The following is a 16852-nucleotide window of genomic DNA, read 5'->3' as shown; positions in this document are numbered from 1 at the left end:
GCGGCTTCCCTTCTCCCACAAGGGGGAGAAGGTAAGAGGGCGCCATGCTACTTCACCGCGCCCGCGGTCATGCCCATGATCAGATAGCGCTCCAACGCGATGCCAATGACGGCGAGCGGCGCGATGGCCGCCGTCGCTAGTGCCGCCATCGACCACCAGTTGATGCCTTGCGAGCCGGTCTGGCTCGCCACCATGACCGGGATCGTCTTGGCGTCGGTCGAGGTCAAAAGGGCGGCGAAGAAATACTCGTTCCAGCACAGCACCATCGCCAGGATGAAGGCGGCGACCATGCCCGGCAGCGCGATCGGCATGACGATGCGGAAGAACGCGCCCCAGATCGACAGCCCGTCGACAAGGGCGGCTTCCTCGAGCTCGACCGGGATCGAGTTGAACTGGTCGCGCATGATCCAGATGACGATCGGCAGCACCATCAGCGTGTAGAGCAGGATCAGCCCGATGCGCGTGTCGAGCAGGCCGACCTCGCGGTAGAGCACCAGGAAGGGCAGCGCCAGCACCACCGGCGGCAGGATCAGCTGCGACAGGAAGAAGAACGAGATGTCCTCGTTCTTGAACCAGGCGAAATGGTAGCGATAGCGGGTGAGCCCGTAGGCGGCGAGGCTGCCGATGATGATGGCGAGGCTCGACGCGCCGACCGAGGTGATCACCGAATTCATGAAGCGCTTGAGGAACTCCTCGCGCACGGTCGAGGTCTGGAAGATCGAGTCCGGCGACAGGCCGAGCGAACGCCAGCCCTTCCAGTCCGGCTGGAAGTCGACGAAGGGGATGAGATGGCCTTGCGTGACGTCGACTGCGGTTTTGAACGAGGTCGTGATCGTCCAATAGATCGGGAACAGGCAGATGAACGCCCAGAAGGCCAGCGCGCCATAGATGAAGACGCGGCTGGCGAGGAAGCTCGCCGGCGAGCGGATCTCCGAGGCGACATATTCGGTGGTCTGAACGCTCATCGGGCTCAATTCACCCCCATCTTGCTTTAATTGACATTGCGGACAAAACGGTTGGCAAATTTCAACAACCACGTGACGAACACGACGATGATCACCAGATAGGCCATCGCCAGCATGGTTCCGTAGCCGACATTCGAGCGGTCGCGGTATTCGCGGTAGATGAAGCTCGACACGGAATCGGTGGCGCCGCCGGGGCCGCCGGACGTCACGGTGATGATGATGTCGGCAAGCTTCAGCTTGAAGATGATGCGCAGGACCACCGCCGTCACCGACACCGGCAGCATCAGCGGGAAGGTGACCTGCCAGAAGGTCTGCCACGCATTGGCGCCGTCGACGCGTGCGGCTTCGAGCACCTCGCGCGACATCGCCTGCAGCCCGGCCAGCAGCATGATCATCATGAACGGAATGAAGGTCCAGGCATCCAGTATCATGATCGATATGCGCGCGATGATCGGATCGGAGAAGAAGGCCGGATTTTCCCAGCCGAGATGGCGCGCCAGCGTTGCGGCCGGTCCGAACCTGTATTCCATCAGCGATTTTCCGATCATCCACGACACCGCGACCGGCGACAGCATCAGCGGCATCAGGAAGACGACGCGGAAGAATTTTCGCGCCCGGATCTGGGCGTTGAGGAGCAGCGCCAAGCCGAAGGCAATGACATATTCGACCGCCACCGCCAGCACGTAGAGCACCATGTTGAACAGCGCGTTGCGGTAGTAGGGATCGCCCAGCATCTGCCAGAAATTGTCGAGCCCGTTGAACCGGCGGCCGCTGAAGGAACTGAGGTTCCAGTCGGTGAGTGCGATGTAGAAACCGAACAGCGTCGGGAAGATGACCATGGCGATGGTGAACAGCAGCGCCGGCAGCAGAAACAGGGCACGCTGGCCGTCTTCGCCGCGCGTCAGCACCTGGCCGACACCGATCGCCACGCCCCACAGCACATAGGCATAGACGACGGGGCGCCAGGTCTCGAAGCCGATCGTATCGGGGCTGCCCTTGTAGAGGATCTCCAGCACGATCGTCGCCAGCAGGCCAAGCGTCGCAACGGCCATCAGCGCCCAGCCAAGGCGTTTACGGCCTGGAGAGATCAGATCGGAAGTGCCGGCATCTGCCGGCCACGGGTTCGCGGTCGATGTCTGGTCAGCCACAAATCTCGCCCGTTTGAAGGCTCTCGAGGAGCCGGAGCCTGTCTAAAGTGGTCCGGCGTTGCCGCCGGACCACGGTTCATAGGCCAGCCTACATGCCGAGCGAAGCTTTGTAGAGCTTGATCTGGTTGTCGCGCCCGATCTGGTCGGTCAGCTTCTCCCATGCCGCCGCGATGGCGTCGGCGCCTTCCTGCGCCTTCATCTTGCCCGCGAAAGTGTTGGCCAGGATGTCCTCGGCGGCGCTGTAGTACTGGAAGATGCCGGGGATGCGTGGCTCGATCGCCGCGTTCGGATGGTTGTAGCTGTCGGATTCCGATTTGAGGTAGGAGGTGATGAAGGCCTCGTCGTAGCCGGCCGCCACCCATTCGGGAATGTCGAAATGCGAGTTGCGGTAAGGCTGGAAGCCCGACGGATACATCGCCGTCCAGATCGACAGGTCCTTGCCGCCGAGATGGGCTGCAGCGGACCATGCCGCCTTCTTCTTCTTTTCGTCGGCATCGACGCGGGCCATGACATAGACGCCCCAGCCGAGATAGGCGCAGTTGGGCGCATAGTTCGGGCCGCTGGCGAGCTTGTCCCAGGCGCCGGTCTTCGCATTGTAGACATCGTCCGAGCCCGGCAGGATCGAGAAGCCGGTGACGTCGCCGACGACGGAAGAGTCGTTGGTCTTGACGTTGGAGCCGACGTCGCCCCACCAGGTGACCATCGAGCCGGTGCCGGCCAGGAACTGCTGGAAGGCGGTCGTGTTCGGATCGGCGTTGATCTGGTCGGCGGGTTCGGAGGGCAGCGCGTCGATGACGTCCTGGATGGCGCGCACCCAGGCCGGATTGTTGACGCGCGGCTTCATCGTGTCGGCGTCGAACAGCCAGGCCTTGTCGTCGGGGTGCTTGGCATAGGCGGTGGCGCGGCTGCCAAGGAAATAGAAGCCGAAGCCGCCCCAGGGCTTCGGCGCGTCGAGATAGCCATAGACGTCCTGGTCCTTGAGCTTCTTGCCCTTCAGGAACTTGGTCACCGCCTGAACCTGCTGCCAGGTCTTCGGCACGCCCCATTCACCTTCGCCGCCGCCGTCCTTCCAGGCCTTGGCGAGGTCGGCATCGGCGAACACGTCGGTGCGGTAGTTGAAGTTGTGCGCGTCGCCGTCGACGGTCACGCGGTATTGCTTGCCGTCCCAGGTGCCGACCGGCGGCTTCAGATAGCTGACCAGATCGTCGAAATCGATCTGGGTCTTGACCCAGTCGGGCATTTCCGACGTCAGGCCCTTGCCGCAGACATCACCTTCGAACGGCGCGCCCATTTCGATGATGTCGAAGTCGACGGTCCCGGTCGCGATCGACTGCTGCAGGCGGGCGTTGTAGTCGGCCTGCGCCAGGTCGATCCAGTTGATCTTGGCGCCGGTATAGGTCTCCCATGGCTTCAGGAAGCCGCGGAACAGCACATTGTGCAGGTTCTGGTTGTTGAGACCCATGAAGGTCAGCTCGACGCCGGCGAATTCGCCTTCCTTGACATTGGCCTTGGTGGCTTCGAGGCAGAGTTCACCGACCTTCTGGAAATCGGCGTCCGTCGGCTGGCCTTTGCCGACGCCGGGGATCTGCAGGATTTTTGTGCGCAATTCGCTTGCCGCGGAGGCCGGGCGCGTCAAGGCGCCAAGTCCGGCGCCGGATGCGGCTGCGATCGCGGCCATGCTTGCCGCACCCTTCAATATGTCGCGCCTTGTGGCGCCGGCTCGAACCAGTTTGTCGTAAAGACCCGTTCTCATCGCCTATTCCTCCCAGAACATCAGTGTGAATAAATCGGCCAACTGTCGGACGCCGGAGCGCCAACGATGCTCCCGTTTCGGAAACGAATTAGGCAGGACCCCACCCTGCGTCGATTGAAGTTCCGATTGCGGATCGGGCACCGACATTTTGACCAGCGCCTGCCACTATTCTCACAACCCAACGCCGTGTCAACGAGAGCGGGTTTTTATCTATAAGGGACCGACTTGCCCTGGCAGGTCGCGTTGGTTAGCTTCTGCGCCTACGGCTAATGGAGCCGATGGGGGAGACATGGCGCAAGTCGCGATCAGCAAGGTGGCCAAGGCCTTTGGAACGGTCAAGGTTCTGCACGAAGTCAGCGTCGATATCGCAGACGGACAGTTCGTGGTGCTGGTTGGCCCTTCGGGTTGCGGCAAGTCCACGCTGCTCAGGATGGTGGCCGGGCTGGAGACCGTCTCCGCCGGCACGATCGCCATCGGCGACCGCGTCGTCAATCATCTGCCGCCGGCCAAGCGCGACATCGCCATGGTGTTCCAGAACTATGCGCTCTATCCGCACAAGACGGTCGAGCAGAACATGGCCTTCGCGCTCAAGCTCAGGAAAACCGATCCGGCCGTGGTCGCCGAGCGGGTCAAGCGCGCCGCCGACATCCTCGACCTCAATCCCTATCTGAAGCGCTATCCCCGCCAGCTTTCCGGCGGGCAGCGCCAGCGCGTGGCCATGGGCCGCGCCATCGTGCGCAATCCGCAGGTGTTCCTGTTCGACGAGCCGCTGTCCAATCTCGACGCCAAGCTGCGCGTGCAGATGCGCACCGAGATCAAGGAACTGCACCAGAGGCTGAAGACCACCACCATCTACGTCACCCACGACCAGATCGAGGCCATGACCATGGCCGACAAGATCGTTGTCATGCGCGACGGCCGCATCGAGCAGGTCGGCGCGCCGCTGGAACTGTTCGACCGCCCGGCCAACCTGTTTGTCGCCGGCTTCATCGGCTCGCCTTCGATGAACCTGCTCAAGGGCACCATGCGCAAGGGCGACAAGCCCGGTGTCGACATCGCAGGCACGCTGTTCCCGATCGGATCGGGCAATGCCGCGCAGGACGGTCAAGCGGTCGTCTATGGCGTGCGACCGGAGCACCTCGAGATCCATCCCGACGGCGTGCCGGCGAAGATTTCGGTGGTCGAGCCGACCGGCTCGGAAACGCTGGTGTTCCTGCGCTTCGGCGAAGGCGAGATGGTGGCGCTGTTTCGCGAGCGCCACGACTTCAAGCCGGGCGATACGCTGAAGCTGAAGCCAAGGCTCGACCAGATCCATCTTTTCGACGCAGAGACCGGCAAGCGTCTCTGATCCCAACTCACGAGGAATACCATGCTCAAAGGCATCAACCCGCTGCTCAATGCCGACGTGCTGCAGGCATTGCGGGCAATGGGGCATGGCGATGATCTGATCATCGCCGACACCAATTTTCCGTCCGATTCGGTGGCGCGCCAGACGGCGCTCGGCCGCGTGCTGCGCATCGATGCCTCGGCCGCGCAAGTGGTCAAGGCGGTGCTGTCGCTCTACCCGCTCGACACGTTCGTCGACGATTCGGCCGCGCGCATGGAAATCGTCGGCAAGCCGGACGAGATTCCTGCAGTGCAGAAGGAAGTGCAGAAGGAAGTCGATAAGGCCGAGGGCAAGTCGTGGCCGATGATCGCGGTCGAGCGCTACGCCTTCTACGAGCGCGCCAAACAAGCCTATTGTGTCATCCAGACCGGCGAACGCCGCTTCTATGGCTGCTTCGCCTTCCGCAAGGGCGTCGTGCCGCCGGATGCGGAGTAGCGGCATGGCTTCGGGCAAGCCGGTCGTCATATTGGGTGTGTTCGTCGCCGACACCGCCTACAGGGCGCAGCGGCAGCCGCGCATGGGCGAAACGATCCTCGGCACATCCTTCACGCTGGGTCCCGGCGGCAAGGGCTCGAACCAGGCGGTGGCCGCCGGCAAGCTCGGCGCCGACGTCACCTTCCTCACCCGCCTCGGCGTAGACCCCTTCGCCGACATGGCCAGGCAGACCTGGACGCAGGCGGGCGTCAAGGATGCCGTCATCGACACGCCGGAAAGCTACACCGGCGCGGCCTACATCTTCGTCGAGGAGACCACCGGCAACAACGCCATCATCGTCAGCCCCGGTGCTGCCATGCTGATCTCTCCAGCCGATATCGAAGCCAATGCCGCATTGATCAGCAATGCCGGCGTCTTTGTCACGCAGCTCGAACAGCCGATCGAAGCAGCCATGCGGGCGTTGGAGATCGCGCGTGGGGCAGGGGTGACGACGATCCTCAATCCGGCCCCTGCGGCAAAGCTTCCCGACCGCATCTACACGCTCTGCGACTACTTCACACCCAACGAGACCGAGACGGAGGAACTGACCGGGATGAAGGTGTCCTCGGTCGACGAGGCGCGAGCCGCTGCGGACAGTCTGCTCGAAAAGGGCGTCGGCACAGTCATCGTCACGCTCGGCGACAAGGGCGCGCTTTTGCACTCGAAAAATCGCTCCGACCATGTTCCAGCCGTCAGTGCCGGCCCGGTGGTCGAAACCACGGGGGCAGGCGATGCCTTCAATGGCGGGCTTGCGGCAGCACTTTCGAGGGGCGTGGAACCGCTGCAGGCGGTGCGCTTCGCTTGCGCCGTCGCCGGAATCTCGGTGACCCGGCCAGGGACTGCGCCATCCATGCCGACGCTGCAGGAGGTCGAGGCGCTGCTGGCGAGAGGATGATCTTGCGCGGCAAGACGTCTGCACGGGCCGAACGGACCTGAGTGACCTCAGGTCTCTTGGACCTCAGGTCTCTTGCAAGACAACATTTTTGACAATCAATGTCGACATTTCTCCAAAGCCAAGGGCTTGATACCCTTGAGAGAAATGGCGCGAGTGACGGGGCTCGAACCCGCGACCTCCGGCGTGACAGGCCGGCACTCTAACCAACTGAGCTACACCCGCGCATGGCGAACACGTGTCAGCCGTGTTCGTCGTTGGGGCGCTGGATAAGGGGTTCGCCACCGGGTGTCAAGCGCACCAAACCATCATAACAGCAAACAGGAGAAGGTTTTTTGACAGCCGGCGTTTTGTTGGCAAAACCGGCATCCAACCAGGGCGTCCTGCGCTCATTTGGCCTTGCGAAGCGGACCCTGACCGCTTAAAGGTCCGGCCCGGAGCGGGCGATTAGCTCAGTTGGTAGAGCGCTTCGTTTACACCGAAGATGTCGGCGGTTCGAGCCCGTCATCGCCCACCATTCACACGATCTCCGGTGCGCACGATCTCCGGTGCGGTTGTCAGCCGTTTGGCGACATAGATGCTGTGGTCCGGCAATCCCGGCTCCCGCAACACCGCGAATCCGATGGCCCTGTAGAAGCGCAGCGCGTTGTGATTGTCCGGCATCACTTCGAGGCAAAGCCCGCGTGAACCGAGCGCGGCGAGCCTTTGCTCGAGAAAAGCCATCGCCCGCCGGCCGATGCCTTTGCCACGCGCTTGCGACAAAAGGTCGATATGACCGTGCGAAGGGTAGGCAGCCAGGGCCGGCGGAATGGTGAAGTCGCGATGATGGATCTGGTGGCGAGCCCAGTCGCTGCCGCTCCAGCGTGCGCGGTCGGGTCCGGGATCGGTCACCTGCGCGCGAAGGCGCGGATACCACTTTGCTGCCAGGCCTGCATTGAAAGCCTTTGTGTCTTTTGCACCCAGCAGATAGCCCGCGGCGCCCGTTGGCCCATCGACGATGAAAGCGAGGTCGGGCTCCAGCACCTGGTAGGGGATGGTGTAGATCTGGCCCAACAGATCCGGAGCGTCTTCGCGACCGGTTGCATCCTGGCCGGCATCACCGGTCTTGAGGCAGATCATGGCAAGTGCTGGATGGTCGGCCTCGGTCGCCTGGCGCAGGAAGAAGCCATCGCCGAAATCGATGATCATGGCGGAACGAGCCGGAAATCGCTGCCTTCGGGCAGCAACTGGCCACCATCGACGACGATGGTCGTGCCGGTGATGTAACTGGCATCGTCCGAGGCGAGGAACAGGAAGGCATTGGCGACGTCGCGCGGGCTGCCGAGGCGGCCAAGCGGGATGGAATCCTCCATGTTCTTGATGAACGCCTCGCCGCGATGCAGCTCGATCGCTTCGGTCAGGATGTTGCCGGGCTCGACGCCGTTGACGGTGATGCCGTAGCCGGAGAATTCCAGTGCCGCGGCGCGGATGAAGCCGTTGATGCCGGCCTTGCTGGCCGAATAGTGGCCATGGCCCGGGCTGGTGACATGCGGACCGGTGATGGAGGAGGTGTAGAGCATGCGGCCGAAGCGTTGCGCCTTCATCGGCACCAGGGCCGCGCGGCTGGCATTGAAGGTGCCGCGCAGATTGACCGCCATGACGCGGTCCCAGTCGTCGGCGCTGGTGTTCTCGATCAGCTGCCAGGGATAGATGCCCGCATTCTGCACGATGATGTCGAGACGGCCATGCTGCTTCAGCGCCAGCGCCACGGCGGCCTTGGCGTCGCTCATTTGCGAGATGTCGGTGCGGATGAAGGGGACGCCCAACTCGCCAGCGGTCGCTTGCCCGGCCTCGACTTCGGTGTCGGCGAGCACCAGCCGCGCCCCCTCTTCGGCAAAGCGGAGCGCAATGCCCTTGCCGATGCCGCGGGCGGCGCCGACGATGAGCGCCACCTTGTCTTTTAGCCGTCCTGTCATGCGAGCCGTCCTGTCATGCGAGTCTTTGGCGAATGGTTTGCTTGAAGGCGTCGAGCAGCACCGCGGCCAGCACCAGCAGGCCATGAATCACCTGGGTGAAATTGGCCGGCAGGCCCATCAAATTGATCGCCGTGTTGATGGCCGAGAGCAAAAGCACGCCGGCATAGACGCCGGGGAGGGTGCCGACGCCGCCTTTGAGGCTGACGCCGCCGATGACGACCGCGGCGAAGGCGTTGAACAGCAAGCCGACGCCGAGATTGGCGGTGGCGCCCGACGTGCGGATCGCCAGCAGCCAGCCAGCCAGGCCGGCGATGGCGCCGGCGAGCACGAAGGCGATGATGAGATTGCGGTTCACCCGGATGCCGGCGCGGAAGGTCGCCGTCTCGTTGCCGCCGATCATCACCAGATGCCGGCCGAGCGGCGTCTTGGCCATGATCAGCGAAAAGACCACGAAACAGCCAACCGCGATCCAGGCGGTGAGCGGCAGGCCGACAAGGCGCTGGATGCCGAACCAGCGGATGGCCGGCGCCAGGTCCTGCGCCGAGCGGCCGCCCGACACGACCAACACGAGGCCGCGCACCCAGATGTAGGACGCCAGCGTGATGATGAAGGCGCTCATCTTCACCTTGACCACCAGATAGCCGTTGAAGGCGCCGATGAGACCCCCGACTGCCAGCGCCAGCAGCAGCGAAACCGGAACCATCAGCCACTCGGGATGCAGCTGCACGCCCATGCCGATGCCCGACGAGCAAAACAGGATGCCGACCGCCATGGCGCTGAGCGCTGCGACGGATTCGACCGACAGATCCATGTGACCGGCGATGATCACCAGCGCCAGGCCGATCGACATGACGCCGAGCACGCTCGAAGCCTCGATGATATTGGCGAAGATGCCGAGCTGAAAGTAGTTCGGGACGAAGATGGAGAAGACCACCAGCACGAACAGCAGCATGAACCAGACGAGGTTGTCGAGTACGAACTCCAGGGCTTTGCGTGTGCGCGGGTTCATGGGTTGATCCGGTTGGCGCCCCCGCGAAATCAACTCGATTTCGTCGGGTTCAGGCGCGGATTCAAATTCGCCACGGCATCCTTTCGGACGCGGCGGTGTGAAAGGCAGGCTCCGGGCCGCTACGGCCCGGAGCGCTTTCAGATGACTATTCGACCGACTTGACGGTGTCCGTCGGCGGCTTCTGGTTGCCCCAGAAGGCCGGATTATCGACGTTTTCCTTGGTGATCGCTGCACCGGGGATCTTGATGTTCGGACCCCAGGCTTCCTTGGTCACGGTCGATTTCAGGCCGAGCACGTCGTATTCGCCGGGCTTGATTTCCTGCTTCTTGACGATCTTGTCCATGAACATGGCGACAGCCGCGGCCTGCGCGTAAAGCGGCTGCTCGATTTCGGCGTTGAGCCAGCCCTTGCGGATCAGGTCGAGGCCGACCGGAGCGCCGTTCGAGCTCATCAGCATGACGTCGCCCGGCTTCTTGCCGGCCGCCTCGAGCGAGGCGACGGCGGCGACCGATAGGTGCGCGGCATGGCTGAAGATCAGGTCGATGTCGGGGTTGGCCAGCATCTGGTCGGCAACGATTGTGCCGGCATTGCTGGCTTCCCATTGCATGGCCGGAAGCGAGATGATCTTGACGTCCGGAAATGCCTTCATCTTCTCCTCAAAACCCTTCTGGATGTCGAGCGTGTAGGGATCGCCGGGGTCGCCGAGCACCTGCAGAACCTTGCCCTTCACCGAGCCGTTCTTGGCTTTCAGCAGCTTCTCGGCCTGATCCGCGGCGACGTAGCCGATCTCGACCGTTCCGGCGACAGAGGTGAAGTCGGACGGGGTCGAGGTGATCTGGCGGTCGAACTCGACCACCGGGATGCCGGCGGCGCGCGCGGCTTCGATGGACGGTTTCAGCGCATTGAAGTCGACTGCAGCCAGGATGATGGCCGCCGGCTTCAGCGCGATGACATCGTTCATCTGCGATTGCTGGGCGTCGGTCTTGTTGTCGGCGTTCAGCGTCTTCATCTCGTAGCCGGTCTGCTTCAGGAACAGTTCCAGCGCGCTCACCGAGCCGGTCTGGAACTCGTCCAGCAGGGTCGGCACCATATAGTAGACGATACCCTTGGACTGGGCGAATGCCGGCGTGAGCGTGGCAAAGGCCAGTGCAAGGATACCGAAGACAGCAAGAAGTATTCGCTTCATGTCGTTCGCTCCTCTTAAGCCGGACCCCTCTTTTGTCCCTCAGCCTGTCGGTCCGGCACCGGCAAGCGTCTCACCGGTGATCATGTTGATCACCGCGTCGGGACTTGTTTTATTGCGTGCGACATCGCCGGCCACGACGCCCTGGCGGATCACCACGATCCGGTCGGCGACCTGAAAAGCCTGCTGCATGATATGGGTGATGATGACGACGCCGATGCCCTGGTTGGCCACCTGGCGGATCATGTCGAGACCGCGCCGCGTCTGTTCGACACCGAGGGCGGCGAATGGTTCGTCGAGCAGCACCAGCTTGCCGCCCCAGTGCACGAAGCGGTTGAGTTCGATGGCTTGCCGCTGGCCGCCCGAAAGATGCTCGACATTGGCGCGCAGCGAGGGAATGCGGGTGCCGGCATTGGCCAGCGCCTTTCCGACGACGGCTTCCATGGCGCGCTCGTCAAGCACGGGAATGCCGAGAAACTTGCGGGTGATCTCGCGGCCCATGAAGAAATTGGCGACCACGTCGACGTTGGTGCACAGCGAGAGATCCTGGTAGACGGTCTCGATGCCGGCCGCCTTGGCCTCGGCCGGTGATTTGGCGAGGAATTCCTTGCCCTCGAACAGCATGCGGCCCGATGTCGGCTCCAGTCCGCCTGATATGATCTTCACCAGTGTCGATTTGCCGGCGCCGTTGTCGCCCAGCAGCGCCACGACCTCGCCCTTGTCGATCGAGAAGCTGATCCCCTTGAGCGCTTCGATCGCGCCATAGTTCTTGGTGACGTTGTCGAGCACCAGCAGGGGTTCACTCATGCCGCAATCTCCCTGCCTTTGAGAAGGTCGCGCTCGCGTTCGCGTTCGGCCGCGAACATCTGCCCGAAGCGAGGTGACAGAACCCCGGAAACCGCCAGGGCGGCGGCGCCGCGCAGCACGGAATGCTGTCCGCCGCGCGCGACCACGACCCTGGGCGTCGTGCGGTCCTTGCGGGCCGAGACGGAGTTGTGCAGGCCTGCGGCCGAACCAGCCAGCATTTCGAGCAGGTCGGTGGATGCCAGCCCGCCGAGGATGACCGTCTCCGGGTCGAACAGGTTCTCGATGACGGCGACGGCGTTGTGAAAGATCGGTGCGACTTCGGCCACCCAGTCGGCCTCGCTGCCGTTCCAGCGCCGGAGCGCCTCGAGCGACAAATATCTTTCGAGGCAGCCGCTGTTGCCGCACGGGCAGGCCTCGCCGCCGGGAATGACGGGAATGTGTCCGATCTCGCCGGCATTTCCCCAGGCGCCGCGCAAGGCGCTGCCGTCATGAACCATGACGCCGCCAAGGCCGACGCCGAAATAGAGATAGTAATATTCGGAAAACTGGGCGCCGAGGCCATAAAGGCGCTCGCCCATGGCGGCCGCGGCCATATCGGTTTCAAAGAAGGCCGGCAATCCGGTGGAGGCCGCCAGCCGTTCGCGCAGCGCGACATCCTTCCAGCCGGTCATGGTGGTCGGCCCCACGAAACTCATGGACTCCACGTCGAATGGGCCGGGCAGGGCCATGCCGACCCCCAGCACCCGTCCGCCAGCCCGCAGCCGGGTCAATTCCACCACCATCGCCCCGATCAACTCGAAGGCGCGGTCCGGCGTCGCGTTCGGCGCTTCGCGGTAGATGCTCTCGATCACGTCGCCGCTCAGATTGATCAAGGCGGCGCTGATACCAAGCGGAGTGATGTGGATACCCACGGCATAGCCGCCCTCGGGGTTGATCCGGAGCGTCGCCGGCGGCAGGCCGCGCCCCCTCGGCTCTTCGCGCAGCGACAGGATGTAGTCCTGATCTTCCAGTTCGCGAACGATGGTCGATACCGTCTGGACGGTGAGGCCGACGCGCCGGGCGATCTCGCCGCGCGCGATCGGCCCGTGCAGGCGGATGGACTCAAGCACGATGCGCCGGTTGTATGGCCGCCCGAACTCCTGATTGGTCCCCCGCAGTGCCATGCCTTGCGCCCCTTAGGAGAGGATAGCTTGGCACCGCTTATTTATTCAGTCAAATGGAATTCAAAAATAAATGATAATGAAACACAAATCTTGGGAAGGCCGGGTATGGACGTACCCGATTCAGGACCTGCCCACACGCCGCCCTGGCCGATTGCCGCCATGGCGAAACCTCTTCAATGGTGAGCGAACCCGCGACCGTTGATGACAAAGCAGGAGCAAAGATGATCGAATTGCCGTTTGCCCGCGACGAGTACCGACAGCGGCTTCGCAAGATCCGCACCGAGATGGCCAAGCGCGGTCTCGAGCTTCTTGTCGTCAACGACGTTGCCAACCAGCATTACATCACCGGTTATGACGGCTGGTCGTTCTACACGCCGCAAATGGTGCTGGTTCCAATCGAGGAGGTCGAGCCGGTCTGGATCGGGCGCGCCATGGATGCGGCCGGCGGTCTTCTGACAGCCTGGATGAAACCGGAAAACGTGGTCGGCTTTCCGGAAGACCATGTCCAGCGAGGCGATCGCCATCCCATGGACTGGATTGCGAACTGGATTGTCGCCAAGAGCTGGGGGAGTCGCCATATCGGCATCGAACTCGAAGCCTATTATTTCTCCCCCAAGGCGCACGCCCGGCTTGTCGCCGGACTTCCCAATGCAAAATGGCACGATGCCGACCTGCTGGTGAACTGGATCCGGGCGGTCAAATCGGCGCCGGAGATCGCCTATTTGCGCAAGGCATCGACGCTCGCCGAAGCTGCCGTCACGCGAGCCTTCGAGGTGATCGCGCCGGGCGTTCGCGAATGCGACGCCATCGCCGCCATCCAGGCGGCGCAGATCGCGGGCAGCCCGGATTTTGCCGGCGACATCACAGCGCTTCCGCCGACAATCCTCGGTGGCGAGAATGCCTCGGCGCCGCACATCATGTGGAGCGACAGGCGGTTTGGAGAAAACGAGACGATTGCGCTGGAACTTGCCGGCGTTTGCCGCCGCTATGCCGCCGGCCTCGCCAGGACCATGCAGCTTGGCAAGACGCCGACAAATGTCTCGGATACCGCCAAAGCGGTGATCGAGGGCATGGACGCGGTGCTCAACGCGGTCAGGCCGGGAACGACTGCCGAAGCGGTCGAAGCTGCCTGGCGCAAGGTCATCCAGCGCTACGGACTGAAGAAGGAATCGCGCATCGGCTACTCCATCGGCGTCGCCTATCCGCCGGATTGGGGCGAACACACGATCAGCCTCAGGCCGGGCGACAAGACGGTGCTTGAACCGGGCAACGTCGTTCATTCCATCCTTGGCATGTGGATGGACGGCTGGGGCATCGAGGTCAGCGAGACCATCCTGGTCACCGAAACCGGCCACGAGACCCTGACGAAGTTCCCGCGAGAGATCCATGTCAAATCCTGAGGGTTCGGCCACGGCGGGTGGTGTTGCGAAAACCGTGACGACCGATATCGACGCCGGAATTCTCGACCGGATGATCGAGGTCCGTCGCCATCTGCACCGCAATCCCGAGCTTTCGAACCAGGAGGCCGGCACGCAGCGTTACCTCAGGCAGATGCTGGTGGATCAGGGAATCGTCGACATTCGCGACGTCGCCGGCTTTGGCCTTGCCGTCGATATTGTCGGCGCCGGCAGGCCGTCAAATCGAAAGATCGCCATTCGCGCCGACATCGATGCCTTGCCGATCGAGGAGGAGTCCGGCGTCGATTATGCATCGACGAATCCAGGTGTGATGCATGCCTGCGGTCACGACGCCCATGCATCGATGGCTTTCGCGGTGGCCGCGCATCTTCACCAGTCGCGGGACAGTTTTGGCGGTACCGTTCGCCTGATCTTCCAGCCGGCGGAGGAGGACGAACCGTCGGGCGGCAAGCGGGTGGTGGAAGAGGGGCTTCTCGACGACATCGACGCCGCCATCTGCGTCCACGTCGATCCGTACACACCGACCGGCAAGATCGCCGTCGGCTCCGGTCCCTACACTCTGGCCTGTGACACGTTCGATGTGGCCGTCATCGGCTCGGCGGCACACGCGGCAAAACCGCATGAAGGCGTCGATGCGTTGGCCGTGGCTTGCTCCCTGGTGAGCGAATTGCAGAAGATCGTTTCGCGCGAGACCGATCCGTACGATCCGCTGGTGATTTCCGTGACTGCCATCAATGGCGGCAACGCCTACAATGTCACAGCCGGCAGGGTCACGTTGAAAGGCACCATCCGCAGCGGCAGCGATGCAACCCGCGAGCGGGCCTGGCACCGCGTTCGTACGATAGCCGAGGGTATGGCGACGAGCCACGGCGCGCGTGTCGAGGTCGACATCCACAAGGGCGAACCCGGCGTCGTCAACGATGTCGAGATGACAGAGCTGATTGCCGCCAGCGCCAAGGCCTGCATCGGTGCCGACAACGTCCTCAACACGCCCGGATGGACGATCGCGGACGACTTTGGCTACTACAGCGAGAAACGTCCTTCGGTCTATTTTCGGCTGGGAATCCGGAACGAGGAGATCGGATCGGTCTTTCCGCTCCATCACGCCCGGTTTCGTGTCGACGAGGCCGCGTTGAAGGTCGGCGCGACCACCCTGGTTGCGGCAGCGACGGCGTTTCTGTCTACGGGAGCGCCTTAGTCAGCCATCATGATGGTCATCGGCGCATGGGGCAGGAGCCTGGGATCGCTTACAGATACTGGGCGACCTTCTTGCCGACCGTGAGGAAGCGCAAGGGATCGATCGCTTCGCCATTGTGGCGGACTTCGTAGTGCAGATGCGGGCCGGTCGAGCGGCCGCTGCTGCCGGTCTTGCCGATGACGGCGCCGGCGTCCAGTTTCTCGCCGACGGTCACGTCGATCTCGCTGAGATGCCCGTAACGTGTCGCAAAACCATTGCCATGGTCGACTTCAACCATGCGGCCATAGCCGCCGTTCCAGCCGGCCTTGGTGACGGTGCCGGGCGCCGTGACCTTTGCGGCCATGCCGATCGGCGCCCTGAAATCCATGCCGGAATGCAGTGCCGCGGTGCCGAGGATCGGGTCGGTGCGCACGCCGAACGGGCTGGTGACGGAGTGGCCCGGCGCGGGGTTGGTCAGCGGCAGCTGGCGCGCTTCTTTCTTGAGATGGTCGAGCGCGTCAAGCGCTTCGTCCAATTCCTTGACCTTGCTGTCGAACATCATCGAACTGTCGAGCGGGATCAGCGGTCCGCCGACGTCGCTGTCGCCCTTGCCGAAGTCGCTGTCGACGGGCAGTCCGGCCGCCTCGAGCGCCTGGGTGATGGCATCGGCGCTCTTATAGGCATTGTCGGCAAGCGTGCTGATGCGGGTCAGTTGATCGCTCTCGATGGATTTCAACGACTGGTTGATCGAGACGAAGAGCTTGTCGGCACGATCGGCGGCTGAATCATTGGGCAGCGGATCGGAGCGGGTTGACCACAGCGAGAACGGCCTTGTGTCGCCGGCGCCGAGATCGGCGCTCAGGCTGGCGACCGCATAATTCCGCGCGGGCTCCTTGATGCTGCCGGTCACTTCGGCGCGTTTGTCCGGCTTCGCAGCCGCTGCCGGATCTTCGGCCGGCGCTGCGCCGACCTCGCTCTCGGCGCGTTCGAGCAGCGGACCAAGGCGGCCATGACGCTGGCTCAACTGGCTCTGGCGTTCAAGCAGTTCGCTGACCTTGGTTTCCATCAGCTGCTGGTCGAGCAACTGGCGGCTGGTGATGCGGTCGACCTGGGCGCGAAGCGCCGAAATGCGATCTTCATAGGCTTGCTGCATGCGCGCCTGACGCGCCGTTGTGGCGCCGATCAAATCGTCGCGCAGCACGAGATAGGAGGTGGCCATGAGGTAGCCGACGGCAATGGCGGCCAGCGCCGAGCCGATAAAGGCCGCCAGCCACGGTCGGATCGTAAAATGCCTGATCTCGTTGCCCCGGGCGATGATGACCGTATGGGGCTCCTTACGCTTGCCGAAGACTGCGGACTGACCGGTTGCGTTCACGGGACCAAGCTTTCGTTTACGACACCACGACAGCTTGATTACACATTATTAGGGTTAACAAAGGCTTGCAGCGATAGCTTGCTCGCAGCGATTGCCCGCCAGGCGTGCGTAAGGTTGCAAGGGAACCTGGGCCAGCCTCGCCGGCA

General features: G+C 63.2%; 16 protein-coding genes and 2 tRNA genes. 7 read left to right on the top strand and 11 right to left on the bottom strand.

Annotation, left to right across the window (positions count from 1 at the left end; all coding sequences use genetic code 11):
* Positions 1-47 precede the first annotated feature (47 nt).
* The 3 genes from EOC83_RS02705 to EOC83_RS02695 all read right to left on the bottom strand — a co-directional run bounded on the left by EOC83_RS02705 (position 48) and on the right by EOC83_RS02695 (position 3866).
* Positions 48-965, bottom strand: a complete 918-nt coding sequence (locus EOC83_RS02705) for a carbohydrate ABC transporter permease (protein WP_013532185.1) — start codon at positions 963-965, stop codon at positions 48-50.
* Positions 966-991: 26 nt separating this feature from the next.
* The gene (locus EOC83_RS02700; RefSeq protein WP_024504588.1) at positions 992-2113 is read right to left on the bottom strand and encodes a sugar ABC transporter permease; all 1122 of its coding nucleotides are present in this window, start codon (positions 2111-2113) and stop codon (positions 992-994) included.
* Positions 2114-2201: 88 nt separating this feature from the next.
* Positions 2202-3866, bottom strand: coding sequence for a sugar ABC transporter substrate-binding protein (locus EOC83_RS02695; RefSeq protein ID WP_013532183.1), 1665 nt, complete (start codon positions 3864-3866; stop codon positions 2202-2204).
* Positions 3867-4155: 289 nt separating this feature from the next.
* On the opposite strand from EOC83_RS02695, the gene ugpC reads away from it, so the two are divergent.
* Genes ugpC through rbsK form a run of 3 tightly spaced genes read left to right on the top strand, consistent with a single transcriptional unit; the run spans position 4156 to position 6622 of the window.
* The gene (gene ugpC, locus EOC83_RS02690; protein ID WP_024504587.1) at positions 4156-5214 is read left to right on the top strand and encodes a sn-glycerol-3-phosphate ABC transporter ATP-binding protein UgpC; all 1059 of its coding nucleotides are present in this window, start codon (positions 4156-4158) and stop codon (positions 5212-5214) included.
* A gap of 21 nt (positions 5215-5235) precedes the next feature.
* Positions 5236-5688: an RbsD/FucU family protein gene (locus EOC83_RS02685; protein ID WP_027162392.1), complete on the top strand. Its 453-nt coding sequence runs from the start codon at positions 5236-5238 to the stop codon at positions 5686-5688.
* Between the two features lie 4 nt (positions 5689-5692).
* Positions 5693-6622, top strand: coding sequence for a ribokinase (gene rbsK / locus EOC83_RS02680; protein WP_063167793.1), 930 nt, complete (start codon positions 5693-5695; stop codon positions 6620-6622).
* A 145-nt stretch (positions 6623-6767) separates the two neighbouring features.
* On the opposite strand, the gene EOC83_RS02675 is transcribed toward rbsK, so the two are convergent.
* Positions 6768-6844: transfer RNA gene (locus EOC83_RS02675), tRNA-Asp, on the bottom strand.
* Between the two features lie 216 nt (positions 6845-7060).
* Here EOC83_RS02675 and EOC83_RS02670 point away from each other — a divergent pair.
* Positions 7061-7136, top strand: a tRNA-Val gene (locus EOC83_RS02670).
* Here the strand turns inward: EOC83_RS02670 and EOC83_RS02665 are convergent.
* The 6 genes from EOC83_RS02665 to EOC83_RS02640 all read right to left on the bottom strand — a co-directional run bounded on the left by EOC83_RS02665 (position 7124) and on the right by EOC83_RS02640 (position 12736).
* Positions 7124-7807, bottom strand: a complete 684-nt coding sequence (locus EOC83_RS02665) for a GNAT family N-acetyltransferase (protein ID WP_063167794.1) — start codon at positions 7805-7807, stop codon at positions 7124-7126. The genes EOC83_RS02670 and EOC83_RS02665 overlap by 13 nt on opposite strands.
* Complete coding sequence (locus tag EOC83_RS02660; protein ID WP_063167795.1) at positions 7804-8574, bottom strand: SDR family NAD(P)-dependent oxidoreductase; 771 nt, start codon at positions 8572-8574, stop codon at positions 7804-7806. The genes EOC83_RS02665 and EOC83_RS02660 overlap by 4 nt, the downstream gene beginning before the upstream one ends.
* A 13-nt stretch (positions 8575-8587) precedes the next feature.
* Positions 8588-9583 (bottom strand): ABC transporter permease, encoded by a 996-nt coding sequence (locus EOC83_RS02655; protein WP_063167796.1) that lies wholly within the window; start codon positions 9581-9583, stop codon positions 8588-8590.
* Positions 9584-9728: 145 nt separating this feature from the next.
* Positions 9729-10769 carry a sugar ABC transporter substrate-binding protein gene (locus tag EOC83_RS02650; protein ID WP_013532176.1) on the bottom strand — a complete coding sequence of 347 codons (1041 nt, stop codon included), beginning with the start codon at positions 10767-10769 and terminating at the stop codon, positions 9729-9731.
* A gap of 39 nt (positions 10770-10808) precedes the next feature.
* Complete coding sequence (locus EOC83_RS02645; RefSeq protein ID WP_063167797.1) at positions 10809-11573, bottom strand: ATP-binding cassette domain-containing protein; 765 nt, start codon at positions 11571-11573, stop codon at positions 10809-10811.
* The gene (locus EOC83_RS02640; protein WP_063167798.1) at positions 11570-12736 is read right to left on the bottom strand and encodes an ROK family transcriptional regulator; all 1167 of its coding nucleotides are present in this window, start codon (positions 12734-12736) and stop codon (positions 11570-11572) included. The genes EOC83_RS02645 and EOC83_RS02640 overlap by 4 nt, the downstream gene beginning before the upstream one ends.
* Before the next feature lie 27 nt (positions 12737-12763).
* Between EOC83_RS02640 and EOC83_RS32740 the strand changes: the two genes are divergently transcribed.
* From EOC83_RS32740 to EOC83_RS02625, 3 genes are read left to right on the top strand one after another with little or no spacing between them, the layout of a single operon-like run.
* Positions 12764-12919, top strand: a complete 156-nt coding sequence (locus EOC83_RS32740; protein ID WP_164752000.1) for a hypothetical protein — start codon at positions 12764-12766, stop codon at positions 12917-12919.
* A gap of 38 nt (positions 12920-12957) precedes the next feature.
* Positions 12958-14136, top strand: coding sequence for a M24 family metallopeptidase (locus EOC83_RS02630; protein WP_063170211.1), 1179 nt, complete (start codon positions 12958-12960; stop codon positions 14134-14136).
* A complete protein-coding gene (locus tag EOC83_RS02625) occupies positions 14123-15352 on the top strand; it encodes an amidohydrolase (protein WP_063167799.1) in 1230 nt (409 codons plus the stop codon). Before EOC83_RS02630 ends, EOC83_RS02625 begins: the two co-directional genes overlap by 14 nt.
* A 49-nt stretch (positions 15353-15401) precedes the next feature.
* Here the strand turns inward: EOC83_RS02625 and EOC83_RS02620 are convergent, their stop codons facing one another.
* Entirely contained in the window at positions 15402-16706 is a 1305-nt protein-coding gene (locus EOC83_RS02620; RefSeq protein WP_063167800.1) for a M23 family metallopeptidase, read from the bottom strand.
* Positions 16707-16852 lie beyond the last annotated feature (146 nt).

Source organism: Mesorhizobium sp. Primo-A, assembly GCF_003997175.1.
Taxonomy (GTDB): Bacteria; Pseudomonadota; Alphaproteobacteria; order Rhizobiales; family Rhizobiaceae; genus Mesorhizobium; species Mesorhizobium ciceri.
Note: the sequence above shows the minus strand (reverse complement) of the source record. Positions and strands in the feature narration are given on the sequence as shown.

Excerpts from the sequence above, each read along its gene's own strand:
- EOC83_RS02705 (WP_013532185.1), bottom strand. The coding sequence starts at position 965 with ATGAGCGTTCAGACCACCGAATATGTCGCCTCGGAGATCCGCTCGCCG.
- EOC83_RS02695 (WP_013532183.1), bottom strand. The coding sequence starts at position 3,866 with ATGAGAACGGGTCTTTACGACAAACTGGTTCGAGCCGGCGCCACAAGG.
- ugpC (WP_024504587.1), top strand. The coding sequence starts at position 4,156 with ATGGCGCAAGTCGCGATCAGCAAGGTGGCCAAGGCCTTTGGAACGGTC.
- EOC83_RS02685 (WP_027162392.1), top strand. The coding sequence starts at position 5,236 with ATGCTCAAAGGCATCAACCCGCTGCTCAATGCCGACGTGCTGCAGGCA.
- rbsK (WP_063167793.1), top strand. The coding sequence starts at position 5,693 with ATGGCTTCGGGCAAGCCGGTCGTCATATTGGGTGTGTTCGTCGCCGAC.
- EOC83_RS02665 (WP_063167794.1), bottom strand. The coding sequence starts at position 7,807 with ATGATCATCGATTTCGGCGATGGCTTCTTCCTGCGCCAGGCGACCGAG.
- EOC83_RS02660 (WP_063167795.1), bottom strand. The coding sequence starts at position 8,574 with ATGACAGGACGGCTAAAAGACAAGGTGGCGCTCATCGTCGGCGCCGCC.
- EOC83_RS02655 (WP_063167796.1), bottom strand. The coding sequence starts at position 9,583 with ATGAACCCGCGCACACGCAAAGCCCTGGAGTTCGTACTCGACAACCTC.
- EOC83_RS02650 (WP_013532176.1), bottom strand. The coding sequence starts at position 10,769 with ATGAAGCGAATACTTCTTGCTGTCTTCGGTATCCTTGCACTGGCCTTT.
- EOC83_RS02645 (WP_063167797.1), bottom strand. The coding sequence starts at position 11,573 with ATGAGTGAACCCCTGCTGGTGCTCGACAACGTCACCAAGAACTATGGC.
- EOC83_RS02640 (WP_063167798.1), bottom strand. The coding sequence starts at position 12,736 with ATGGCACTGCGGGGGACCAATCAGGAGTTCGGGCGGCCATACAACCGG.
- EOC83_RS02630 (WP_063170211.1), top strand. The coding sequence starts at position 12,958 with ATGATCGAATTGCCGTTTGCCCGCGACGAGTACCGACAGCGGCTTCGC.
- EOC83_RS02625 (WP_063167799.1), top strand. The coding sequence starts at position 14,123 with ATGTCAAATCCTGAGGGTTCGGCCACGGCGGGTGGTGTTGCGAAAACC.